This window comes from Hydrogenophaga sp. IBVHS2, assembly GCF_002127215.1.
Classification (GTDB): domain Bacteria; phylum Pseudomonadota; class Gammaproteobacteria; order Burkholderiales; family Burkholderiaceae_C; genus Hydrogenophaga.
Genome location: NZ_NFUT01000004.1, coordinates 226,922 through 248,193 on the forward strand (window position 1 = coordinate 226,922; position 21,272 = coordinate 248,193).

Sequence of the window (21,272 nt, forward strand, 5' to 3'; positions counted from 1 at the left end):
CCGGGCGGATCGCGGATTTTAGGCCGGCACCGTTCCGGCAGACCGTCGCGGCGGACTCAGCCCGCGGTCAGCGGGGGGCGCCGTCGGCAGGAAGGGTCACAAAGCCGATGCGCGAGAGCCCGGCCGCCTGTGCCGTGCCGATCAGCGCAGCCACCCGGCCATAGGGAACGGTGGTGTCGGCCTGCAGCAGCAGCTCGGTGTCGGGACGGGCGGTGGCCGCGTCCTGCAGGCGCTGGCGCAGCTGGCCGTCGGACACCGGCTGGTCGTCCAGGGTCACGGCGCCCACCGCATCGATCGACAGCCGCAAGGCGGCCGCCGGCAGGCCGGTCGCGGCACCTTCGGCGCGCGGGAGCTCGAGCGCCAGCCGGCCGGCCATCAACGGCGCGGCCACGATGAAGATGACCAGCAGCACCAGCATCACGTCCACCAGCGGCGTGACGTTGATCTCGCTCATGGGCTCGGCGCGCCGGGCACCGGAGAGCCGACCGAAGCTCATGGGTGCGGGCCGGCCGGTGCCAGCAGCTCGCGCAGGTCGTGGGCGAAGCCTTCCAGATCGGCCTCCAGCCGCGCAATGCGGCGCCCCATCAGGTTGTAGGCCAGCACCGCCGGCAGGGCGACCGCCAGACCGGCGGCGGTCATGACCAGCGCCTCCCCCACCGGACCGGCGACCAGCTCGATGCGCATCGCCCCTTCCGAACCGATGGCGGAGAGCGCCTCGTGAATGCCCCACACCGTGCCCAGCAGCCCCACGAAAGGCGCTGTGGCCCCGACCGTGGCCAGCCAGACCTGGCCGGTCTGCAGCCGCCGCACGACATCGGTCAGGGCATCGCGCAGCTGGCGGGTCAGGCGGGCCGTGCGCTCGCCGGTGGCAGCCAGGGTGCTGCCGGATCCGGCATCCACACGCAGGGCGGCCTCGACCAGGGGCCGCAGCAGTCCCACCGGATCGAGCGCCGGCAGGCGACCGGATGCGACCGCCCAGTCCGGCGACTGCCAGAACGCCGCCAGCGCCAGCGGCAGGTCCCGGGACGCCCGCTGCAGCAGCCAGCCCTTGCGCAGGATCAGCACCCAGCTGACCACCGACATGAGCAGCAGCATCAGGGCCACGCTGCGGCCCACCAGGTCGGCTCGGGCGAACAGTTCCATCATGCGGACCGCCCGGGGCAGGAGCGGCTCAGCGCAGGCCGAGCACGTCGAACATGTCGTGCAGGCCGGCGGAGCGGCCCGCGAGGAAACGCACCGCGCGCAGGCTGCCCTGGGCGTACGTGGCCCGGCTGCTGGACTTGTGGGTGATCTCGATGCGTTCGCCGGTGCCGGCGAACAGCACCGTGTGGTCGCCCACGATGTCGCCACCGCGGATGGTGGCAAAGCCGATGGTGGACGGATCGCGTTCGCCGGTCACGCCCTCGCGGGCATAGACCGCGCAATCCTTGAGGTCGCGGCCCAGCGCGTCGGCAATGACCTCGCCCATCTTGAGTGCGGTGCCGCTGGGCGCGTCCACCTTGTGGCGGTGGTGGGCCTCGATGATCTCGATGTCGTAGCCGGTGGACAGCGCCCTGGCCGCCATCTCCAGCAGCTTGAGCGTGACGTTCACGCCGACGCTCATGTTGGGCGCCATGACGATGCCGATGTGCTTGGCCGCCTCGGCGATCTCGGCCTTCTGGGCATCGGTGAAGCCGGTGGTGCCGATCACCAGATTGACCCGCTGCTTCACGCATTCGCGCAGGTGCAGCAGCGTGCCTTCGGGGCGGGTGAAGTCGATCAGCACCTGGCTGCCCTGCAGGCCGGCGGCCACGTCGGCGGTGATGGCCACCCCCAGGCGCTGGCCGGCGTAGGCGCCGGCGTCCTGGCCGATGGCAGGGCTGGCCGGGATGTCGAGGGCGCCCGAGAGCACGCAGTCGTCGGCAGCACGCACCGCATCGATCAGCATCTGGCCCATGCGCCCGCTGGCGCCGGCCACACAGACACGGTGGCTCATCGGGCGGCTCCGGCGTCCAGCGGCGGGAAGCTGGAGGTGGTGGGGGCCGGCTCTGCCGCCGGTACCGGCACCGGGTTGCGCGGCCGGTTGGCTTCCTCGAACTTCTTCAGCTGCTCTTCGGTGGCCTCGAGCACCGGGGTCTTGCCGCTGCCGCGCTTCACGTCGAGCGACGCCACGAACTCGAGTTCGCTGGGCAGTTCGTCGGCCTCGAAGCGATCGAGCACATCGTTCTTGAAGAACACCGCCACCTTGCGCTGCTGGCGCGGCTGGCCCTGGCGCGAGAAGCTGAACACATAGTCCCAGCGATCGGCATGGAACACGCTGGCCACCAGCGGCGAGCCCAGGATGCCGCGCACCTGCTCGCGCGACATGCCGGTGCGCAGGGCCTGGGCCTGTTCGCGGGTGACCACGTTGCCCTGCACGATGTCGATGCGGTAGGGCGTGACCAGGCTGGTCACCGAGGGGAGCCGGTCGGTCACGCTGGCGCAGGCGCTCAATCCGGCGACCGAGGCCAGCAGCGCCAGCCGGATGCCCGCTCGGGCCACGGCAGATCGGACGGGCGACGACGGGTGGAGCAGGGACACAGGTGGCGATATCATCCGACCATTGTAGCCATCGGGGTGGTGTCGCCGCCCTGCTCCAGCGCCCGGGCACCGACCATGACCAACATCGAAGAACTCAAGAGCACGGGCCTGAAGGCCACGCTGCCGCGCCTGAAGATCCTCGAAGTCTTCCAGTCGGCCAAACAGCGGCACATGACCGCCGAAGACGTCTTCCGCGTGCTGCTGGAGGAACGCTCCGACATCGGGCTGGCCACGGTCTACCGGGTGCTCATGCAGTTCGAGCAGGCCGGGCTGCTGACCCGCAGCAACTTCGAATCGGGCAAGGCGGTCTACGAGCTCAACGAGGGCCAGCACCACGACCACCTGGTCTGCCTGGATTGTGGACGGGTGGAAGAATTCTTCGACGCCGAGATCGAGAGCCGGCAACAGCTGGTGGCCCAGACGCGCGGCTTCAAGCTCCAGGAGCACGCCCTCTCGCTCTACGCCAACTGCACCAAGACCGACTGCGAACACCGCCACAAGAACGGGCAGCGCTGAGGCGCTGACCGATCACTCGCCCCGGCTCATGGCGGCCCGGTGGCGGGCCACGAACTCCTGGTAGGTGTCGATGCCGCGCAGCTGCAGGATGGTGTTGCGCACCGCCGCTTCCACCAGCACCGCGATGTTGCGCCCGGCCACCACCTGGATCACGGCCTTGCGGACCGGAACGCCCAGAACGTCCTGGTAGAGCGGTTCGTGCGGCATGCGCTCGTAGTCGCGCTCCATGGTCTCGCGGCGCACCAGATGGACGATGAGCTGCAGCCGCATCTTCCGGCGCACCGCCGTCTCGCCGAAGATGGCCTTGATGTCCAGCAGGCCGATGCCCCGCACTTCCAGCAGGTTCTGCAGCAGCTCGGGGCAGCGGCCCTCGATGCTGGTCTGGTTGATGCGGTAGAGATCGACCGCATCATCGGCCACCAGACCGTGGCCGCGCGAGATCAGTTCCAGGCCCAGCTCGCTTTTGCCCAGACCGGATTCGCCGGTGATCATCACGCCCATGCCCAGGATGTCCATGAAGACACCGTGCATGGTCGAGCGGTCGGCAAAGTGGCGCGAGAGATAGGCGCGCAGCACGTCGATCACGAAGGCCGCCGACTCCTGGGTGGCAAACATCGGGATCTGGGCCCGTTCGCACATGGCGATCAGCTCGTCGGGGGCCGTCTGGCCGTCGGCCACCACCAGCACCGGAGGCTCGAGCGTGACGATGCGGGCCACCCGGCGACGGTTGTCGTCCGCATTCGGGCTGGTGAGGTAGGCCACCTCGCGCTCGCCGATCACCTGCAGGCGGTACGGGTGGATGTAGTTGAGATAACCCACCAGGTCGGCGCCGGAGCGGGCGGCGCGCACTGCCACCTCGTCGAAACGGCGTTCGGACGCGCCCAGGCCGGCAATCCATTGCCACTTCAGCGGTTCGCGGTGGTCCTCGAACAGGACGTCGGCGCTGACGACGGTGGGCTTCAAGCCGGTGCGCCGGTGGCCGTGGTCAGGCGGCCGCGTGGGCCGATTGCCAGCCCGAGATCAATGCGTGCAGGGCGGCCGCATCGCTCGAGGACTTCATCTGCTCGCGCAGGGCGCTGTCGCTGAGCAGTTCAGCGATCTCGGAGAGGATTTCCAGGTGCTTCTGGGTGGCTGCCTCGGGCACCAGCAGGAAGATCATCAGCTGGACCGGCTGCTCGTCCGGCGCATCGAAGCCGATGGCCTGACCCAGCTGGAACACCGCGGCCAGCGGCTGCTTCAGCCCCTTGATGCGGCCATGCGGGATGGCCACGCCGTGGCCCAGTCCGGTGGAACCCAGGCGTTCACGGGCGAACAGGCTGTCGGTGATCAGGGCGCGGTTGAGGCCATGCAGGCCCTCGAACAGCAGACCGGCTTCTTCGAACGCGCGTTTCTTGCTGGTCGCTTCGACGCTGACCAGCACCTGTGCGGCAGGCAATATGGCGGATAGACGGTTCATGCGGGCCCTTTCGGACCGCGAATTATGCCGAGTTGGTCCCCCATGGCTAGGCGTGGGGGACAAAAAAGCCGCTTGACAAAGCGGCTGATTGCTGCGGCGCAACACACGGAGCCGCCGAGGACGGCCGGCCGTGCGAAGCATCACGAAGCGGCATCACATCAGACGCTTGGCCGCCTCGTGGTGGTGGTCCTGGGCCTTGTCCTTGTAGCGCAGCACCTGACGGTCCAGCTTGTCGGCCAGGTCATCGACGGCAGCGTACAGGTCGGCGTGGGCACTCTCGGCGAACAGGTCGCGGCCCTTGACGTGGATGTTGCACTCGGCGCGCTGGCGAAGGTCCTTTTCCTTCAGGTTGTCCACCGTCAGCAGGACCTTGATGTCGACCACCTGATCGAAGTGCCGCGATATCCGTTCGAGCTTGCTGGTGACGTATCCGCGCAGGGCGGGCGTGACTTCCAGATGGTGACCGCTGATCGTCAGGTTCATGGATGAGCCTCCTATTGCTCCGGGTTGACACAGGCCGCCGGCCAGATGGCTGCGGCCACGGGGATGGCTTGAACCCACTATGCCCCCGAAGCAGCCCGGTGGCAAGCCGACCCGCCGACATCATGCTTTCGAATTAACATTCTCGGGTTACAAGCCGCTCATCTGCTTGCTTTGTGACTCCCCCGCATCCGACCACCCCAGCACCATCCGGGCCGCCATCGTTCGGCCCAGCGGATGTCGGGCCACGGCTGCTGCAGCTGCAGACCGACATCCTGGTGCGGCATCTGCCCGCCATGGTGGCCGGCACCACCCTGCTGGCCGCTGGCGCCGCGGTCCTGCTGGACCACCTGGGCATGCCCAGGGACCTGGTGCTCGCCTGGCTGGCCGTGATGATCGGTTTCTCGGGGGCCCGTCTGCTGCTGTGGCACCGCTACCGGCACCAGCCGGCCACGGCGGACACGGCCGTCCGCCGGGCCCGGATGCTCACCCTCGGCAGCGGACTGGCCGGCATCCTCTGGGGGGCTATGGCCTGGTTCTTCTTCGTTCCCCAGGACCCGCTGTCGATCGCCCTGGTGGTCGCCATCCTGTGTGGACTCCTGTCGAGCTCGACGCACTCCATCGGGGCCTACTGGCCGGCTCACGCGGCGTTCGCGCTGCCCTGCATCCTCCCTTTCGCGGCACGCTGCCTGATGGAGCCGACGCCCAGCCTGCGGATCCTGGGCCTGCTGTCGCTGCTGTACCTGGTCTTCACCGCGTCGTTTGCCCGCGCCATCCCGCGCACCCTGGAGACCCAGCTGCGGCTGCAGCTGCACAACGAACGGCTGGTGCAGCAGCTCACGCGGACCCGGGACGATGCGATGGCATCGGAACGGGACAAGTCGCGCTTCCTGGCCGCTGCCAGCCACGACCTGCGCCAGCCCCTGCACGCCATGGGCCTGTTCGTCCCGGCACTGCAGGCACAGCTGGAATCCGGTCAGCCATCGGTCCGGGTGATGCGCCTGATCGTCGGCCGCATGAAGGCGGTGCTGGTCGGGGTGGGGCACCTGCTCGACCTGCTGCTGGAGCTGTCGCGGCTGGACGCGGGCACGGTGGAGACCCAGCGGATCCCCGTGCACTGCGGCGTGGCGCTGGAACGGGCCTGCGCCGCGGTGCGGGCGCAGGCCGAGGCGCGGGGATTGCGCATGCGGGTCGTGGCGTCCGAGGTCTGGGTCCGGACCGATCCCGACGTGCTCCACACCATCCTGCTCAACCTTCTGTCCAACGCGGTCCGCTACACCCGAAAGGGCGGTGTGCTGGTGACCGCCCGCCAGCGCGCCGACCGCGTGGAACTGGCGGTATGGGACAGCGGGATCGGCATTCCGGCCACCGATCTGCCGCGTCTCTTCGACGCCTGGTTCCAGGCGGGCAACGCAGGCGACGACCCGAGCCGCCTGCGTGGCTTCGGACTGGGACTGGCCATCGTGCAGCGGCTGGCGGATCTGCTGGGCACCGGGGTGACGGTGCGGTCGCAACTGGGTCGCGGGTCGGTGTTCCGCTTCCAGCTGCCGGTCTGTGACGCGCCCGACCCGGCGCCCGAGGCACTCCGCCCACCCCTGCTGGCACCGGGCCAGTGCGTTCTGGTGGTCGATGACGACGAGCAGATCCTCGTGGGCATGGGGCTGCTGCTGGAGAGCTGGGGGGTCCGCCCCCTGATCGCCCGCTCGCTCAACGAGGCGCGGATCGAACTGGTGCGATCGGCATGCGCCCCGTCGCTGGTGCTGCTGGACCACCATCTGGGTCAAGGCACCACGCCGCAGACCCAGGTGGAGCAGCTGCGCAGCTGGCTGGCCCCGGGCGTGCCCATCGCCATCATCACCGGCGACACCTCCAGCGACACCATGCAGCAGGTGGCCTCGCTCGATGTGCAGGTGTGGCACAAGCCGGTCGAGCCCGCCCTGCTGAGGGGCCAGCTGCGCCACCGCAGCCCGCCAGCGGAATGAGCACAATGGGCCCATCGCTGCGGAGCCCGACATGTCACTTGATACGCTGATCAGCCACAACCTCGGCCATGCCAGCCGCCCCATCCACGACGGCGGCTGCGCGCTGGTGCTGATGGGCGGCGGGGCACGAACCGCCTACCAGGCCGGGGTGCTCAAGGCGGTGGCGGGGATGCGCCGTCCGGCCGGACCGGGCTTCCCGTTCCGCTGGCTCTTCGGCACCTCGGCCGGCGCGCTCAATGCCACCTACCTGGCCAGCCGGTCGGCGCAGGGGCTGGACGCGCTGGACGGCATGGCCGCGTTCTGGGCCCAGCTGCGGTCGGAGCGGGTCTACCGGCTGGAAGCCCCTTCCTGGGTGCGCGCCAGCCGGCTGCTGGCGGGCTGGACCCTGGCCCGCCAGGTCCGGCAGCACCGCGCCCTGCTCGACACCCTGCCCCTGGTCGACACCCTGCACAAGGCCATCGACCTGCGGCAACTGGAGTCGGCACTGGAGTCCGGCGTCATCGACGGCCTGGGCGTGACCGCCTCGAGCTACACCACCGGCGAACACTGGACGTTCTGCCAGACCGCGAACCGGTGCGAGCTGAGGCCCTGGCGACGGCCCGGTCGGCGCGCCGAGTTCCAGCCCATCACCATCGAGCACCTGATGGCCTCGAGTGCCATTCCCTTCCTCTTCCCCTCGGTGCCCTTGTGGGTCGAAGGCCACCTCGAGCATTTCGGGGACGGATCGATGCGCCAGCTCTCGCCGCTGTCGCCGGCCATCCAGGCCGGCGCGCGCCGGGTGATGGTCATCGGGGTGGGACAGCCGCAGCGCGCGGGCCTGGCGCCGGCCCATGCCGGTCAGCCCACGGCCGGCACCATCGCCGGCCATGCCATGGCCAGCGTCTTCCATGACACGCTGCAGGCCGACGTGGAACAGACCACCCGGGTCAGCCAGACACTGGCCCGGCTGCCGCCCGATCTGGCCGCCGCACTGCCCTACCGGCCGGTGGAGGTGCTGGCGATACAGCCCAGCCTCTCGCTGGACGAACTGGCCATGAAGCACCTGGGCGAACTGCCCGCCTCCACCCTCAACACCCTGGTGGGTCTGGGCGCGCTGGACGATGCGCGGGGAGCTGCTGGCAGCGCCGCCGCGCTGGCCAGCTACCTGCTGTTCGAGCCGGGTTTCGTGCAGGCCCTCATCCAGCTGGGCGAGCACGACGCCTGGCGACGCAAGGACGAACTGACGGCCTTTCTGGCCGGTGACGCAGCGATGGGCCGTCATGGGCCGGTGACATAATCCGCCCATCCCCCCCAACGGAGAACCGCATGGACAGCACGCCACCCAGTTGCGTGCTTTCAGCCCGCCCCGCCGCCGTCTGACGGACCCGCGGCATCGCAGGCTGAAAGCAGCCCCGAACCGCCCTTCATTCCGCAGACCGCCCACCCGCCGGGAGCCATCCATGCTCAACGTCTTCACCCTGGCCAACGGCCGCCTCTTCCAGGAAGAGATCGAATCGCTCGAGGAACTCGCGCGGTTCAAGCCCATCTGGGTCGACCTCGAAGACCCCACCCCGGAAGAGCGGCGCTGGGTCAAGCAGCACTTCGGCCTGTCCATCCCGGAAGACGCGATGGACGAGGACATTGAGGAATCCGCCCGCTTCTTCGAGGAGGACAACGGCGAGCTGCATGTGCGCAGCGACTTCCTGATCGACGACCCGGACAACCCGCGCGCCGTGCGGGTGGCCTTCATCCTCAACGAGAACAACGACCTGCTCAAGAGCCGGGGCGTTCTGTTCTCGATCCACGACGAGGACGTGCCGGTGTTCCGCCTGCTGCGCATGCGCGCGCGGCGCATGCCGGGCCTGATCGAAGACGCCAAGGACGTGCTGCTGATGCTGTTCGACGCCGACGCCGAGTACTGCGCCGACACGCTGGAGGACATCTACGACGACCTGGAGAAGGTCAGCCGCCAGGTGCTCGCCGGCGAGGTGACCGACAACAAGGCCGGCGAAGCGCTGGCGGCCATTGCCCGGCATGAGGACATGTCCGGCCGCATCCGCCGCAACGTGATGGACACCCGCCGCGCGGTGAGCTTCATGATGCGCAGCCGGCTGCTGAGCGCCGAGCAGTTCGAGGATGCACGCCAGATCCTGCGCGACCTCGATTCGCTGGACGGCCACACCGCCTTCCTGTTCGACAAGATCAACTTCCTGATGGACGCCACGGTCGGCTTCATCAACATCAACCAGAACAAGATCATCAAGATCTTCTCGGTGGCCAGCGTGGCCTTGCTGCCCCCCACGCTGATCGCCAGCGTGTACGGCATGAACTTCCAGCACATGCCCGAGCTGGCCCAGGAATGGGGCTACCCCTACGCACTGGCGCTCATGGTGCTGTCGGCCGTGGGGCCGATGCTGTACTTCCGCAAACGGGGCTGGCTGAAGTGAGCAGCGCCTCGACGACGGCCGTGCTGTAACGGCTGGCCACTTCGCGCAGGAAGCGCGGGAAATCGACATGGGCTGCGTCGTCGGCCCGGTCGGAGATGGTCCTCACCACGGCCAGCCGCACACCGAGGTCGTGGCAGACCTGCGCCATGGCGGCCCCTTCCATCTCCACCGCGAGGGCGTCCGGCAGTTCCTGCTGCAGTGCCTGGCTCTCCGCCGTCGTGGCCACGAAACGGTCTCCGCTGATCAGCAGCCCCTGGTGCAGCCGGGGGGACTGCAGACCGAAGGCCTGCACCGCAGACGGCGGCAGCAAGGCGGGAAGGCTGGTGATCATGCGCTCGCAGGCCAGCTCCAGCGCTTCCGTGATCAGGGCATCGGCCTCGAAACGGGATCGGCCCTGCCCCGGCACCTCGTGGCGCGGGAACAGGGGCGAAGCGTCCATGTCGTGCTGCAGGAACTGCCGGGCCAGCACCAGGTCGCCCACCCGCACGCCCGGCCCCAGGCCTCCGGCCACACCGGTGAAGACGATGCGGCCCACCCGGTACCGCTCGGCCAGCAGCGCAGCAGTGGTGGCGGCCGCCACCTTGCCGATGCCGCACAGCACCAGCACCACCGGCTGGCCGTGCAGGTGCCCACGCCAGAAATCGCGACCCGCATGGCGCTCGCGCTGCTCGTCCGGCATGCGGGCGATCAGGTCGGCGATCTCTTCGTGCAGGGCGGCCACGATGGCCAGCGGTGAACCAATAGGGGCATGGGTATGCATGCCCCGGATTGAACCAGAACCGGCCGGGGCCGGCTCCGGTCCGGGTCAGGTCCGCAGTTCGCGGCGCAGGATCTTGCCCACCGGCGTCTTCGGCAGCTCGGTGCGGAACTCCACCACCTTGGGCTGCTTGTAGCCGGTGAGGTTGGCGCGGCAGTGGGCCCGCACCTGGTCCTCGGTGAGCGCCGCGTCACGCCGAACGATCACCAGCTTGATGGCTTCCCCGGCCTTCTCGTCCGGCACGCCCACCGCCGCGCATTCCAGCACCCCGGCAAGCTGCGAGACCACGTCCTCGATCTCGTTGGGGTACACATTGAAGCCGGCGCACAGGATCATGTCCTTCTTGCGGTCGACGATGCGGAAGTACCCGCGGTCGTCCATGATGCCCACGTCACCGGTCTTGAAGTAACCGTCGGCCGTCATGACCTTCGCGGTCTCGTCCGGTCGCTGCCAGTAGCCGGCCATGACCTGCGGTCCCTTGATGGCGATCTCGCCGGGCTGACCGGGCGGCACCGGGCGGCCGTCGTCATCCAGACAGACCATCCACGTACCGGGCAGCGGCACGCCGATGGTGCCGGTGAACTCGGTGCTGGTGGTCGGGTTGCAGCTGGCCGACGGGCTGGTCTCGGACAGACCGTAACCTTCGCAGATGGGACAGCCGGTCTTCTCCAGCCACAGCCGGGCCGTGCCGCTCTGCACCGCCATGCCGCCGCCCACCGAGACCTTGAGGTTGCTCCAGTTCACGGTGCCGAAATCAGGGTGGTTGGCCAGACCACCGAACAGGGTGCTGACCGCCGGGAAGCTGTGGAAGGTGTGGCGCGAGAGCTCCTTGAGCACCGCCGGCAGGTCGCGCGGATTCGGGATCAGGATCGCTTTGCCGCCGGTGCGCATGCCCAGCATCATGTTCACCGTGAAGGCGAAGATGTGATACAGCGGCAGCGCACACACGGCCGTGGGCTGCTCGCCGGCCGGCACGCGCGACATGACCGGCTGGTTCCAGGCTTCGGACTGCAGCACGTTGGCCAGGATGTTCCGGTGCAGCAGCACGGCACCCTTGCTGACACCGGTGGTGCCGCCGGTGTACTGCAGCACCGCCATGTCGTCGGGCTGCAGCTCGGGACGCTTGAGCGTGCCCCGGGTGCCGCGGGCAATGGCGTCGTTGAACCGCACCGCACCGGGCAGCTGGAACGGCGGCACCATCTTGCGCACGTGCCGCACCACGTAGTTCACCAGCGTCCCCTTGAGCAGACCCAGCAGGTCACCCATGGCGGTGAGCACCACATGCCGGACCGGCGTCTGGGCGATGCACTGCTGCAGCGTGGTGGCGAAGTTCTCGATGATGACGATGGCCTTGGCGCCGGAGTCCTTGAGCTGGTGCTCGAGTTCGCGTGCGGTGTAGAGCGGGTTGACGTTCACCACCACGAAGCCGGCCCGCAGGATGCCGGCCACCGCCACCGGGTACTGCGGCGTGTTGGGCATCATGATGGCGACCCGGTCACCCTTGACCAGCCCCAGCCCCTGCAGATAGGCCGCAAAGGCCTGCGAAAGGCTGTCCACCTGGGCAAAGCTCACATCCTTGCCCATGAAGCTGTAGGCGGGCTTCGCGGCGTGGCGCTCGAAGCTCTCCTCCATGAGGTGCACCAGGGAGCGGTACTGGCTGACATCGATATCGGCCGGCACGCCTTCCGGGTAGGCGGCCAGCCAGGGCCGGTCGGCAGTGGCTGGGGTCATGGGGATGGTCTCCTGCAGGAGGGAATCACTCGATGGCCTTGGTCATGTCCTCGACCACCTTCTTGGCGTCGCCGAACACCATCATGGTCTTGTCCATGTAGAACAGTTCGTTGTCCAGGCCGGCGTAACCGGCTGCCATCGAACGCTTGTTGACGATCACCGTCTTGGCCTTGTAGGCCTCCAGGATGGGCATGCCGTAGATGGGCGAGCCCTTCTGGAGGGCGGCCGGGTTCACCACGTCGTTGGCGCCCAGGATGATGGCCACGTCGGCCTGACCGAACTCGCCGTTGATGTCCTCCATCTCGAACACCTGGTCGTAGGGCACTTCGGCCTCGGCCAGCAGCACGTTCATGTGGCCCGGCATGCGCCCGGCCACCGGGTGGATGGCGTACTTGACGGTGATGCCCTTCTCGGTGAGCTTGTGCGCCAGCTCCTTGACCGCGTGCTGGGCGCGGGCCACCGCCAGACCGTAACCGGGGACGATGACCACCGTCTCGGCGTTGCCCAGGATGAAGGCAGCATCGTCCGCGCTGCCGCTCTTGGCCGTGCGCTGCACGCCGCCGCCGGCCGCTGCCGTGCCGGCCTCGCCGCCGAAGCCGCCCAGGATCACGCTGATGAACGAGCGGTTCATGGCCTTGCACATGATGTAGCTCAGGATCGCGCCCGAGCTGCCCACCAGCGAGCCGGCGATGATCAGCATGGCGTTGTTCAGCGAGAAGCCGATGCCCGCCGCCGCCCAGCCCGAATAGCTGTTGAGCATGGACACCACCACCGGCATGTCGGCGCCGCCGATGGGGATGATGATCAGCACGCCAAGCACGAAGGACAGGGCCACCATCACGAAGAACGCGGTCCAGTTCTCGGTGAAGGCGAAGAAGACGCCCAGGCCGATGGTGGCGATGCCCAGTGCCAGGTTCAGCAGGTGCTGGCCGCCGAAGGTGACCGGTGCACCCTGGAACAGGCGGAACTTGTACTTGCCCGAGAGCTTGCCGAAGGCGATGACCGAGCCGCTGAAGGTGATGGCACCGATGGCCGCGCCCAGGAACAGCTCGATCTTGTTGCCGAACGGGATCTGCGTGCCCTTGGCCGCGATGCCGAAGGCCCACGGCTCTGCCACCGCCGCCACCGCGATGAACACCGCCGCCAGACCGATCATGCTGTGCATGAAGGCCACCAGCTCGGGCATCTTCGTCATCTCCACACGCTGGGCCATCACGGCACCGGCGCCGCCGCCGATCACCAGACCCACCAGCACCCAGACCATGCCTTCGGCCTGGCCGCTGGAGAGCTCGACGATGAGGGCCGAGGTGGTCAGGATGGCAATGGCCATGCCGGTCATGCCGAACACGTTGCCGCGGATCGACGTGGTGGGGTGCGACAGCCCCTTGAGCGCCTGGATGAAGAACACCGAGGCGACCAGGTACAACAGGACAACCAGGTTCATGCTCATGCTTGGTCCCCTGCGGCCGGCGCCTTGCGCTCTTTCTTCTTGAACATCTCAAGCATGCGGCGGGTCACCAGGAAGCCGCCGAACACGTTGACCGCCGCCAGCGCCACGGCCAGCACGCCCATGGTCTTGCCCAGGGGCGTCTCGGTCAGGGCGGCCGCCAGCATGGCGCCGACGATGACGATGGCCGACACCGCGTTGGTCACGGCCATGAGTGGCGTGTGCAGCGCGGGCGTGACGTTCCAGACCACGTGGTAGCCCACGTAGATGGCCAGCACGAAGATGATGAGGTTGATGAGGGTGGGAGATACGGCGTCCATGTCACTTCCTTTTCACTTCACCGGCCTGGGTCATGAGGCAGGCCGCGACGATGTCGTCGTCCATCGGCACCTGCACGGCGGTGGCATCCTTGGGCAGCACGAGCTTGAGAAAGTCGAGCACGTTGCGGGCATACAGGGCCGAGGCGTCGGCGCCCACCATGGCCGGCAGGTTGGTCTCGCCGATGATGGACACGCCGTGCTGCACCACGGTCTGGTCGGCCACGGTCAGCGGGCAGTTCCCGCCCACGCCGCCCGGGCCCTTGCCGGCGGCCAGATCGACGATGACCGATCCCGGCTTCATGCTGCGCACCATGTCCTCGGTGACGAGGGTGGGCGCGGCACGACCGGGGATGAGGGCAGTGGAGATGACCACGTCGGCCTGGGCCACGCGCTTGGCCACTTCGGCCTTCTGGCGGTCCAGCCAGCTCTGCGGCATGGGGCGGGCATAGCCGCCCACCCCTTCGGCGGCTTCCTTCTCTTCGGCGGTCTCGTACGGCACGTCGATGAACTTGGCGCCCAGCGATTCCACCTGTTCCTTCACCGAGGGGCGCACATCGCTGGCCTCGATGACGGCGCCCAGGCGCTTGGCGGTGGCAATGGCCTGCAGACCGGCCACGCCCACGCCCAGGATGACCACACGGGCCGCCTTGACCGTGCCGGCCGCCGTCATGAGCATGGGGAAGAAGCGCTGGTACCGGTTGGCCGCCAGCATGACCGCCTTGTAGCCGGCGATGTTGGCCTGCGACGAGAGCACGTCCATGCTCTGGGCCCGGGTGGTGCGCGGTGCGGCTTCCAGCGCGAAGCTGGTCAGGCCGGCGGCGGCCAGCTTCTGCAGACCCGGCGCATCGAACGGATTGAGCATGCCCACCAGGGTGGCGCCGGATTTCATGTGGGCCAGCTCGGCATCCGAGGGGCTGCGCACCTTGAGGACCAGTTCGGCCCCCAGGGCGCCGGCGGCGTCGGTGATGGTGGCGCCGACCGACTTGTAGGCCTCGTCGGTGGCACTGGCGGCCAGGCCGGCACCGGACTGCACCTGCACGGCATGTCCCTGGGCCACCAGTTTCTTGGCCGTCTCGGGGGTGACGGCAACGCGGGTTTCTCCCGCCGCGGTCTCAGTGGGTACGCCTATCAGCATCGGAGGTCTCCTCGCTCTGTGTGATCGATCGCGCGGGAGCTTACCCGAAAGCCCGCTGTCAGCTTCGTCGCCCGGGCGGCAGCCACACCCCGGGCGCTGATAATCCGCCCATGGACAACCGATGGAAACCCAGCGTCACCGTGGCTGCGATCATCGAGCGCGACGGCCGCTACCTGCTGGTCGAGGAGCACACGCCCGAGGGCCTGCGCCTGAACAACCCGGCCGGCCACCTGGACCCGGGGGAAAGCCCGCAGCAGGGGGTGGAACGCGAGGCCCTGGAAGAAACCACCTGCAGCTTCCGGGCCGAAGCGCTGGTGGGGGTGTACCTGTCGCGGTTCCAGCGGGGCACGGACGACATCACCTATCTGCGTTTGGCCTATTGCGGATCGGTCGGCGAGCCGGACCCGGGCCGCAGCCTGGACCACGGCATCGTGCGGACCCTCTGGATGACGCCCGACGAGGTCCGCGCCAGCGCCTCCCGGCACCGCAGCCCGCTGGTGCTGCGGTGCATCGAGGACCACCTGGCCGGCCGCCGGCTGCCCATGGACACCGTGTTCACCGATCCATCGGTCCAACAGGCTCCGCACCGGCCTGCCGACTGACGCGCGCCAGCGGTATGCGCAGCCAGAAGCACGACCCCCGACCGGGCCGGCTGCGCAAGCCCAGCGTGATGCCCAGCAGGGCGGAGGCGTGCCGGACGATGAACAGGCCCAGCCCCACACCGTTGTCGGTTTCGGTCTCGGGCACACCCCGGAAGTACGCACCGAAGATCGACTCGAAATTCTCGGGCGGCACCCCGATGCCGGTGTCCCAGACCTGGATCAGCAGGGCGTCGCGGCGTGGGCGGCACGCGACCACGACACCCCCTCGCAGGGTGTAGCGCACCGCGTTGGCCGCCAGATTCCCCAGGATGCGTTCCAGCAGGACGGCGTCGCTGCGGACCTCGGTCACGCAGGGCGTGACTGTCCAGCGCAATCCCTTGGTGCGGGCCTGCAGGCCGTAGATCACGTCGATGCGCTCCAGCAAGGGCTGCACCGAGAACTGCGAGAAGTGCGGCCGCAGGGCGCCGACCTCCAGCCGCGACATGGTGTGCAACGAATCGAGCATGTGGTCGGCCGATGCGATGGCCGCCCGCATCTGCATCAGCGTGACGGACGACACCGGCCGCCCGGTCTGCTGCGCCAGGCTCTGCGTGGCCAGGGTGATGGCGTAGACCGGCTGGCGCAGGTCGTGGCTGACGGCGGCCAGCAGGCGGGATTTCTCGGCCGAGGTCCTGCGCACCTCGTGCAGCCGGGCAGCCTCCCGGATCTGCATGGCCTGGGCGCGCTGCTTGGCACGCCGCTCGGCCCGGATGCGCTCCCCGAGCGCGAACGCCATGAGCACCATGTCGATGACGGAGCAGATCACCAGCGGCTGGCTGAGCAGGTCCGGTCGGGGCCAGCAGCCAGAGCTCGACGGGCGCGTCCAGCGAGCTGCCCGACTGGATCCGCAGATACAGCTCGATGTCCTGGCCCGGCAGCAGATCGATCGGGAACACGTGCTGCCGGTGGGGCACGGCGCGGTGATCGAACGGGAACAGGTCGCCCCCCCGGTACTGGGTCAGCAGCTGCCCCTGACTGCCCACCAGCAGATCGATCCGGTCCAGGTGCGGGTTGGCCACCACCAGCCAGCGACGCACCGGATGGCCTTCGACGTGCCGCAGGTGCATGAGGAACCATTGGGCGTGGGGGCTGAAGCCGAGGCGGATGCCGGACTCGGGCGCCACCAGGCGGTGGAACACCGGGCCGCCGTCCGCAATCGACAACCGGCCCTCCAGGTCGGCGGGCCACCAGCGCCCGGTGGGATCTTCCGCGTGCAGCGCGTAAGGCAGCAGTTCGTAGCGGGCGTCCCCCTCGACCAGCAGCTCCGGCGGTTGCACCGCAGCGGACCCGCGCGGCACCATCAGCAGCAGACCGACCAGCACCGCGAGCCAGCAGGCCGGCAGACCCCTCGTTGAACCCATGGCTTCCTCCTGCTGCCATCCGGAGGGGAGTATCGAAACCGGTCACCGGGCTTGCACATACTGCGAGCGCAGTATTCGACGGTGGACGACCGGCCGCTTTCGCATACAGTGAGGGGCATCCCCCCCGCTGCCCCGACCATGTCCGATCCCACTGCCCACGCTGCCGGCGGCCTGCCACCGGACGATCCGCTGCGCCATGAACTGCACAACGAGGTGCATGCCCGCCCTCCGGCCCGCATCCAGCTGCCGGCCCTGGTGGTGTTCGTGGCGGTGCTCAACGAGGGGGTCGGCCGCGCCACCGAGTGGGAACACCTGCGGCAGCTGCGCGGTCAGCAGGACCTGGTCCTGGACGAGCTGGCCGGCAACTTTGTCCGGCTGAACCTGGGCACCAGCACCCTCAAATGGGAGCGGCACACCGAGTTCACCCGTTATTCCATCGTGCTGCCGCTGCCCGCCGGCACCTCGCTGGCCGACACCACAGCCCTGCACCTCGATCCGGCGGAAGTGCCCGCCGACTGGCTGCAGCGGATCCCGGGCCGTACCGTGGCCGCCATCCGGCTGGCCATGGTCGAAGCGGCCCTGCCCGAGGCCACACCGGCAGCGCAGGCCCGCCTGATGGAGCCGGCCGCCCGCTGGTTCGAAGGGCGCACCGTGGTGGCCTCCCAGCTCGGCGGCGGCCATTCGTGGGCCGTGACCGACTTCCACCTGCGGCCCTCCGGCTTCGAGCACATGCTGGTGATTGCCCCGCCCGGCACCACCGCCACCCGCGCCGGCCGCATCTCGCAGCGCCTGCTCGAACTGGAGACCTACCGGCTGATGGCATTGCGCGGTCTGCCGGTGGCCAAGGCGCTCGGCCCCACCCTGGCCCAGGCCGAGCAGCAGCTCTCGGTGATCACCGCGCAGCTGGAGGGCAAGGCCACGTCGGAGCAAGCGCTGCTCGATGCCCTGGTGGCGCTGGCCGCCAGCGTGGAGCGGGCCACCGCCGAGAACGTCTACCGCTTTGCCGCCACGCGCGCTTACGATGCCCTGGTGTCCCAGCGCATCCACGAACTGCGCGAGAAGCCGATTCCGGGCACGCAGACCATCGGCGAGTTCATGCAGCGCCGGCTCTCGCCGGCCATGGCCACGGTGGCCGCGTCGGAACGGCGGCTGACCTCGCTGTCGGAGCGGATCGCCCGCACCAGCGCCCTGCTGCGCACCCGGGTGGACATCGTCACCGAGGCACAGAACCAGCAGCTGCTGGCCAAGCTCACCCGCGGCCAGGAACTGCAGCTGCAGCTGCAGACCACGGTGGAAGGGCTGTCCATCGCGGCCATCTCGTACTACGTGATCAGCCTGCTGCTGTATGTGGGCAAGGGCGCCAAGGCCGCCGGATTGCCGGTGCACCCGGAGGTGGCGGCCGGCGCGATGGTGCCGCTGGTGCTGTGGGCGGTGTGGCGCACCACCCGCCGCATCCATGCGCGGCTGAACCGGCCGAGCCAGCCGGACTGAGGGCTCAGGCGGTTTCGGCGGACGTGGTGATCACGCCGCCACCCAGGCAGACCTCGCCGTCGTAGAGCACCGCACTCTGCCCCGGTGTGACGGCCCACTGGGGGCTGTCGAAGGCCAGCGCAAAGCCGCCAGCCCTGTCGGCCTGCACCGCACAGGCGGCGTCGCTCTGCCGGTAGCGGGTCTTGGCTCCCAGGCGACCGGGCGGCGGTGGCGTGCCGGCCACCCAGCTGGCGTCCTGGGCCTGCAGCCGGGGTGACAGCAGCCAGGGATGGTCGTGTCCCTGCACCACCCACAGGGTGTTGGCTGCCATGTCCTTGCGGGCCACGAACCAGGGTTCGTGCTCGCTGCCGCCCTTCTGGGCGCCCTTGGCCTTCACCCCGCCGATGCCCAGCCCCTGGCGCTGCCCCAGGGTGTAGAAGCTTAGGCCCACGTGCTCGCCGATGGTGCGGCCGCGCTCGTCCTTGATCGGGCCGGGCTCCTTGGCGATGTAGCGGTTGAGGAAGTCCCGGAACGGCCGCTCGCCGATGAAGCAGATGCCGGTGCTGTCCTTCTTGCGGGCGTTGGGCAGGCCGATCTCGGCCGCGATCCGCCGCACCTCGGTCTTGGGCAGCTCGCCCACCGGGAACAGGGTCTTGGCCAGCTGGGCCTGGGTCAGGCGGTGCAGGAAGTAACTCTGGTCCTTGAGCGGGTCCAGGCCCTTGAGCAGCTGCACCTGGCCGTCCTGCTCGCGCACCCGCGCGTAGTGGCCGGTGGCGATCTTCCCGGCGCCCAGCCGCATGGCATGGTCGAGGAAGGCCTTGAACTTGATCTCGGCATTGCACAGGATGTCCGGGTTGGGCGTGCGGCCGGCCTGGTACTCGCGCAGGAATTCGGCGAACACCCGGTCCTTGTACTCGGCCGCGAAGTTGACGTGTTCCACGTCGATGCCGATGACATCGGCCACGCTGGCCGCATCGATCCAGTCCTGGCGGCTGGTGCAGTGTTCGCTGTCGTCGTCATCTTCCCAGTTCTTCATGAAGATGCCGACCACCTCATGCCCCTGCTGCTTGAGCAGCCAGGCACTGACGGCGGAATCCACACCGCCGCTGAGGCCGACCACCACCCGCTGGCGGACATGCTGTTTGTTACTCATGTCGCAATTATCCGCAGTGCGGGTTAAGGCTCGGATCACCCGAGGGCTTTGGAATACAGGTACCGGTTCACAGAAGCCGGCCCTGCAATCCCTCACCCACGAAAGAGTCCCTCATGAAACACACCATCACCGCCGCCGCTCTGGCCCTGACCGCTGTGGCCGCTTCCGCCGGCCCGACCTGCAACGCACCGAAAGACAGCTGGAAGCCCGAGGCCCAGTTCCAGCAGGAGCTCAAGGACCAGGGCTACAGCATCCGCAACTTCAAGGTCACCAAGGGCCAGTGCTACGAGATCTACGGCACCGACAAGACCGGCAAGAAGGTCGAGATCTATTTCGACCCCGCCACCGGCCGGGCGATCGAGAGCAAATGACCGCCCCGTCCGCCACGGGCCCGGCATCCCGGGTTCGCGTCTGGGACCCGCTGGTGCGGGTCTTCCACTGGTCGCTGGTGGGCTGTGTGGTGCTCAACAGCTGGGTGGTGGAAGAAGGCGAGTGGCTGCACGAATGGATCGGCTACACGGCCACCGCGCTGGTCGTCCTGCGGCTGCTGTGGGGGCTGGTCGGCAGCCACCATGCCCGCTTCGCCGACTGGTTCCCGACCCCCCGCCGCGTACGCACACACGTCGGCGCCCTGCTGCGAGGCGAAATCCCCGAGCACGCCGGTCACAACCCGCTGGGCGCACTGATGATGCTGGCGCTGATGGCGCTGGTGCTGGGCCTGGGGCTGACCGGCTGGCTGCAGGGCACCGATGCCTTCTGGGGCGTGGAATGGGTGCAGGAGCTGCACGAGGGCCTGGCCGAGACCCTGATCTGGCTCGCCGCCCTGCACGCCGCTGCTGCGCTGGTGATGGGGCGCATCGAACGCACCCGTCTGGTCAAGGCCATGTTCACCGGCGTGAAGGAACGCTACTGAGCCCGACCGGTGCGCTGGCACACTCCCGCCATGAGCCCGGTCATTCAAGTCCATGAGGTCGAGTTCACCGCCATCCGTGCCCAGGGTGCAGGCGGTCAGAACGTCAACAAGGTCTCCAACGCGGTGCACCTGCGGTTCGCGGTGCATGGCTCCTCCCTGCCCGAGGCGGTGCAGCACCGGCTGCTGGCGCTCAGCGACACCCGTATCACGCAGGACGGCGTGATCGTCATCAAGGCCCAGGGCAGCCGCAGCCTGGAGCAGAACAAGGCCGATGCGCTGGCCCGCCTGCAGGCGCTGGTGGACAGCGTGGCGGTGCCCCCGCGGGAGCGCAAGGCGACCCGGCCGACCCGGGCCTCGCAACAGAGGCGGCTTCAGGGCAAGGCGCTGCGCAGCGTCACCAAGCAGGCGCGCTCGCGGGTGCTGGACTGATCCGGCCGCTCAGCGCGACACGTCGCCGGGCGCCCGGCTGTGGGCGTTGTTGGTATCGACCAGCCGCTGCAGCAGGCGCAGGAAGACGGCGCGATCGGCCTCGTCGAGCGGCGCCAGGATCTGCTCCTGCGCACGCTGCACCGCCGGCACGGCCTGGGCCAGCACCTGCTGCCCCGCCTCGGTGAGCCAGAGCTGGCGCACCCGGCGGTCGTCGGGTGCGGTGCGGCGTTCGAGCCAGCCCCGCTGTTCCAGACGGTCGACGACACCGCCGGTGGTCGACGTGTCCAGCGCGATGGTGCCGGCCAGCGTGCGCTGGTCGACCCCTGGCGCATGGGCCACCGTCTGCAAGGCGGCGAACTGCACCGGCGTGAGGGCCATGTCGCCCAGCTCCTGCAGGAAGATGCCCACCGAGATCTGGTGCAACCGCCGGATGCGGTGGCCCGGCATGTCGTCGATGCGCACGGCAGGGGCAAGGGGCTGGTTCATGGGGCAGCGG

24 protein-coding genes and 1 pseudogene are annotated in these 21,272 nt (G+C 68.9%); 9 read left to right on the top strand and 16 right to left on the bottom strand.

Annotated elements, in window-relative coordinates; genetic code table 11:
* Positions 1-67: 67 nt before the first annotated feature.
* The 4 genes from CAP38_RS11815 to CAP38_RS11830 are packed head-to-tail and all read right to left on the bottom strand — an operon-like array spanning position 68 to position 2,574.
* Positions 68-496 (bottom strand): biopolymer transporter ExbD, encoded by a 429-nt coding sequence (locus tag CAP38_RS11815; protein ID WP_086121601.1) that lies wholly within the window; start codon positions 494-496, stop codon positions 68-70.
* Complete coding sequence (locus tag CAP38_RS11820; RefSeq protein ID WP_086121602.1) at positions 493-1,146, bottom strand: MotA/TolQ/ExbB proton channel family protein; 654 nt, start codon at positions 1,144-1,146, stop codon at positions 493-495. Before CAP38_RS11820 ends, CAP38_RS11815 begins: the two co-directional genes overlap by 4 nt.
* Positions 1,147-1,171: 25 nt before the next feature.
* Positions 1,172-1,975 carry a 4-hydroxy-tetrahydrodipicolinate reductase gene (dapB, locus tag CAP38_RS11825; protein ID WP_086121603.1) on the bottom strand — a complete coding sequence of 268 codons (804 nt, stop codon included), beginning with the start codon at positions 1,973-1,975 and terminating at the stop codon, positions 1,172-1,174.
* Positions 1,972-2,574: an outer membrane protein assembly factor BamE gene (locus CAP38_RS11830; protein WP_086121604.1), complete on the bottom strand. Its 603-nt coding sequence runs from the start codon at positions 2,572-2,574 to the stop codon at positions 1,972-1,974. The genes dapB and CAP38_RS11830 overlap by 4 nt, the downstream gene beginning before the upstream one ends.
* Positions 2,575-2,634: 60 nt before the next feature.
* Here CAP38_RS11830 and fur point away from each other — a divergent pair, with 60 nt between their 5' ends.
* The gene (gene fur, locus CAP38_RS11835) at positions 2,635-3,075 is read left to right on the top strand and encodes a ferric iron uptake transcriptional regulator (RefSeq protein WP_086121722.1); all 441 of its coding nucleotides are present in this window, start codon (positions 2,635-2,637) and stop codon (positions 3,073-3,075) included.
* Positions 3,076-3,087: 12 nt separating this feature from the next.
* Here the strand turns inward: fur and hprK are convergent, their stop codons facing one another.
* The 3 genes from hprK to hpf form a co-directional block, all read right to left on the bottom strand.
* Positions 3,088-4,038, bottom strand: coding sequence for an HPr(Ser) kinase/phosphatase (gene hprK / locus CAP38_RS11840; protein ID WP_086121605.1), 951 nt, complete (start codon positions 4,036-4,038; stop codon positions 3,088-3,090).
* Between the two features lie 22 nt (positions 4,039-4,060).
* Entirely contained in the window at positions 4,061-4,531 is a 471-nt protein-coding gene (locus CAP38_RS11845) for a PTS sugar transporter subunit IIA (RefSeq protein WP_086121606.1), read from the bottom strand.
* Between the two features lie 153 nt (positions 4,532-4,684).
* Positions 4,685-5,014: a ribosome hibernation-promoting factor, HPF/YfiA family gene (gene hpf, locus CAP38_RS11850; RefSeq protein WP_086121607.1), complete on the bottom strand. Its 330-nt coding sequence runs from the start codon at positions 5,012-5,014 to the stop codon at positions 4,685-4,687.
* 275 nt (positions 5,015-5,289) lie between these two features.
* On the opposite strand from hpf, the gene CAP38_RS11855 reads away from it, so the two are divergent.
* The 3 genes from CAP38_RS11855 to corA all read left to right on the top strand — a co-directional run bounded on the left by CAP38_RS11855 (position 5,290) and on the right by corA (position 9,419).
* Positions 5,290-6,993: an ATP-binding protein gene (locus tag CAP38_RS11855; protein ID WP_143435820.1), complete on the top strand. Its 1,704-nt coding sequence runs from the start codon at positions 5,290-5,292 to the stop codon at positions 6,991-6,993.
* A gap of 31 nt (positions 6,994-7,024) precedes the next feature.
* On the top strand, positions 7,025-8,269 hold the full coding sequence (locus CAP38_RS11860) for a patatin-like phospholipase family protein (RefSeq protein WP_086121609.1): 1,245 nt from the start codon (positions 7,025-7,027) through the stop codon (positions 8,267-8,269).
* A gap of 163 nt (positions 8,270-8,432) precedes the next feature.
* Positions 8,433-9,419, top strand: coding sequence for a magnesium/cobalt transporter CorA (corA, locus tag CAP38_RS11865; protein ID WP_086121610.1), 987 nt, complete (start codon positions 8,433-8,435; stop codon positions 9,417-9,419).
* Here the strand turns inward: corA and CAP38_RS11870 are convergent.
* The 5 genes from CAP38_RS11870 to CAP38_RS11890 are packed head-to-tail and all read right to left on the bottom strand — an operon-like array spanning position 9,358 to position 14,809.
* A complete protein-coding gene (locus tag CAP38_RS11870; protein WP_179188538.1) occupies positions 9,358-10,179 on the bottom strand; it encodes a 5'-methylthioadenosine/adenosylhomocysteine nucleosidase in 822 nt (273 codons plus the stop codon). The two genes, corA and CAP38_RS11870, sit on opposite strands and share 62 nt — an antisense overlap.
* A 45-nt stretch (positions 10,180-10,224) precedes the next feature.
* Complete coding sequence (locus CAP38_RS11875) at positions 10,225-11,907, bottom strand: long-chain-fatty-acid--CoA ligase (RefSeq protein WP_086121611.1); 1,683 nt, start codon at positions 11,905-11,907, stop codon at positions 10,225-10,227.
* Positions 11,908-11,932: 25 nt separating this feature from the next.
* Positions 11,933-13,357, bottom strand: a complete 1,425-nt coding sequence (locus CAP38_RS11880) for an NAD(P)(+) transhydrogenase (Re/Si-specific) subunit beta (protein ID WP_086121612.1) — start codon at positions 13,355-13,357, stop codon at positions 11,933-11,935.
* Positions 13,354-13,674 (bottom strand): NAD(P) transhydrogenase subunit alpha, encoded by a 321-nt coding sequence (locus CAP38_RS11885; protein ID WP_086121613.1) that lies wholly within the window; start codon positions 13,672-13,674, stop codon positions 13,354-13,356. The genes CAP38_RS11880 and CAP38_RS11885 overlap by 4 nt, the downstream gene beginning before the upstream one ends.
* Before the next feature lies 1 nt (position 13,675).
* Positions 13,676-14,809, bottom strand: a complete 1,134-nt coding sequence (locus CAP38_RS11890) for a Re/Si-specific NAD(P)(+) transhydrogenase subunit alpha (protein WP_086121614.1) — start codon at positions 14,807-14,809, stop codon at positions 13,676-13,678.
* Between the two features lie 110 nt (positions 14,810-14,919).
* On the opposite strand from CAP38_RS11890, the gene CAP38_RS11895 reads away from it, so the two are divergent.
* A complete protein-coding gene (locus CAP38_RS11895) occupies positions 14,920-15,411 on the top strand; it encodes an NUDIX hydrolase (RefSeq protein ID WP_086121615.1) in 492 nt (163 codons plus the stop codon).
* Here CAP38_RS11895 and CAP38_RS11900 read toward each other — a convergent pair.
* Complete coding sequence (locus CAP38_RS11900) at positions 15,365-16,216, bottom strand: HAMP domain-containing sensor histidine kinase (protein WP_143435821.1); 852 nt, start codon at positions 16,214-16,216, stop codon at positions 15,365-15,367. The genes CAP38_RS11895 and CAP38_RS11900 overlap by 47 nt on opposite strands.
* Positions 16,217-16,313: 97 nt before the next feature.
* Positions 16,314-16,811: pseudogene (locus CAP38_RS15620) on the bottom strand (7TM-DISM domain-containing protein); the annotation flags it as partial.
* Positions 16,812-16,949: 138 nt separating this feature from the next.
* On the opposite strand from CAP38_RS15620, the gene CAP38_RS11910 reads away from it, so the two are divergent.
* A complete protein-coding gene (locus CAP38_RS11910; RefSeq protein WP_086121617.1) occupies positions 16,950-18,302 on the top strand; it encodes a DUF3422 family protein in 1,353 nt (450 codons plus the stop codon).
* 4 nt (positions 18,303-18,306) lie between these two features.
* On the opposite strand, the gene mnmA is transcribed toward CAP38_RS11910, so the two are convergent.
* Positions 18,307-19,434 carry a tRNA 2-thiouridine(34) synthase MnmA gene (mnmA, locus tag CAP38_RS11915; RefSeq protein WP_086121618.1) on the bottom strand — a complete coding sequence of 376 codons (1,128 nt, stop codon included), beginning with the start codon at positions 19,432-19,434 and terminating at the stop codon, positions 18,307-18,309.
* Positions 19,435-19,547: 113 nt separating this feature from the next.
* Between mnmA and CAP38_RS11920 the strand changes: the two genes are divergently transcribed.
* The 3 genes from CAP38_RS11920 to arfB are packed head-to-tail and all read left to right on the top strand — an operon-like array spanning position 19,548 to position 20,776.
* Complete coding sequence (locus CAP38_RS11920; protein WP_086121619.1) at positions 19,548-19,805, top strand: PepSY domain-containing protein; 258 nt, start codon at positions 19,548-19,550, stop codon at positions 19,803-19,805.
* Complete coding sequence (locus CAP38_RS11925; RefSeq protein WP_086121620.1) at positions 19,802-20,347, top strand: cytochrome b/b6 domain-containing protein; 546 nt, start codon at positions 19,802-19,804, stop codon at positions 20,345-20,347. Before CAP38_RS11920 ends, CAP38_RS11925 begins: the two co-directional genes overlap by 4 nt.
* A 30-nt stretch (positions 20,348-20,377) precedes the next feature.
* Positions 20,378-20,776, top strand: a complete 399-nt coding sequence (arfB, locus tag CAP38_RS11930; RefSeq protein ID WP_086121621.1) for an alternative ribosome rescue aminoacyl-tRNA hydrolase ArfB — start codon at positions 20,378-20,380, stop codon at positions 20,774-20,776.
* A 9-nt stretch (positions 20,777-20,785) separates the two neighbouring features.
* Here the strand turns inward: arfB and CAP38_RS11935 are convergent, their stop codons facing one another.
* The gene (locus tag CAP38_RS11935) at positions 20,786-21,262 is read right to left on the bottom strand and encodes a MarR family winged helix-turn-helix transcriptional regulator (RefSeq protein WP_086121622.1); all 477 of its coding nucleotides are present in this window, start codon (positions 21,260-21,262) and stop codon (positions 20,786-20,788) included.
* Positions 21,263-21,272: the final 10 nt, after the last annotated feature.

Excerpts from the sequence above, each read along its gene's own strand:
- CAP38_RS11815 (WP_086121601.1), bottom strand. The coding sequence starts at position 496 with ATGAGCTTCGGTCGGCTCTCCGGTGCCCGGCGCGCCGAGCCCATGAGC.
- CAP38_RS11820 (WP_086121602.1), bottom strand. The coding sequence starts at position 1,146 with ATGATGGAACTGTTCGCCCGAGCCGACCTGGTGGGCCGCAGCGTGGCC.
- dapB (WP_086121603.1), bottom strand. The coding sequence starts at position 1,975 with ATGAGCCACCGTGTCTGTGTGGCCGGCGCCAGCGGGCGCATGGGCCAG.
- CAP38_RS11830 (WP_086121604.1), bottom strand. The coding sequence starts at position 2,574 with ATGATATCGCCACCTGTGTCCCTGCTCCACCCGTCGTCGCCCGTCCGA.
- fur (WP_086121722.1), top strand. The coding sequence starts at position 2,635 with ATGACCAACATCGAAGAACTCAAGAGCACGGGCCTGAAGGCCACGCTG.
- CAP38_RS11845 (WP_086121606.1), bottom strand. The coding sequence starts at position 4,531 with ATGAACCGTCTATCCGCCATATTGCCTGCCGCACAGGTGCTGGTCAGC.
- hpf (WP_086121607.1), bottom strand. The coding sequence starts at position 5,014 with ATGAACCTGACGATCAGCGGTCACCATCTGGAAGTCACGCCCGCCCTG.
- CAP38_RS11860 (WP_086121609.1), top strand. The coding sequence starts at position 7,025 with ATGTCACTTGATACGCTGATCAGCCACAACCTCGGCCATGCCAGCCGC.
- corA (WP_086121610.1), top strand. The coding sequence starts at position 8,433 with ATGCTCAACGTCTTCACCCTGGCCAACGGCCGCCTCTTCCAGGAAGAG.
- CAP38_RS11870 (WP_179188538.1), bottom strand. The coding sequence starts at position 10,179 with ATGCATACCCATGCCCCTATTGGTTCACCGCTGGCCATCGTGGCCGCC.
- CAP38_RS11875 (WP_086121611.1), bottom strand. The coding sequence starts at position 11,907 with ATGACCCCAGCCACTGCCGACCGGCCCTGGCTGGCCGCCTACCCGGAA.
- CAP38_RS11880 (WP_086121612.1), bottom strand. The coding sequence starts at position 13,357 with ATGAGCATGAACCTGGTTGTCCTGTTGTACCTGGTCGCCTCGGTGTTC.
- CAP38_RS11885 (WP_086121613.1), bottom strand. The coding sequence starts at position 13,674 with ATGGACGCCGTATCTCCCACCCTCATCAACCTCATCATCTTCGTGCTG.
- CAP38_RS11890 (WP_086121614.1), bottom strand. The coding sequence starts at position 14,809 with ATGCTGATAGGCGTACCCACTGAGACCGCGGCGGGAGAAACCCGCGTT.
- CAP38_RS11895 (WP_086121615.1), top strand. The coding sequence starts at position 14,920 with ATGGACAACCGATGGAAACCCAGCGTCACCGTGGCTGCGATCATCGAG.
- CAP38_RS11910 (WP_086121617.1), top strand. The coding sequence starts at position 16,950 with ATGTCCGATCCCACTGCCCACGCTGCCGGCGGCCTGCCACCGGACGAT.
- mnmA (WP_086121618.1), bottom strand. The coding sequence starts at position 19,434 with ATGAGTAACAAACAGCATGTCCGCCAGCGGGTGGTGGTCGGCCTCAGC.
- CAP38_RS11920 (WP_086121619.1), top strand. The coding sequence starts at position 19,548 with ATGAAACACACCATCACCGCCGCCGCTCTGGCCCTGACCGCTGTGGCC.
- CAP38_RS11925 (WP_086121620.1), top strand. The coding sequence starts at position 19,802 with ATGACCGCCCCGTCCGCCACGGGCCCGGCATCCCGGGTTCGCGTCTGG.
- arfB (WP_086121621.1), top strand. The coding sequence starts at position 20,378 with ATGAGCCCGGTCATTCAAGTCCATGAGGTCGAGTTCACCGCCATCCGT.
- CAP38_RS11935 (WP_086121622.1), bottom strand. The coding sequence starts at position 21,262 with ATGAACCAGCCCCTTGCCCCTGCCGTGCGCATCGACGACATGCCGGGC.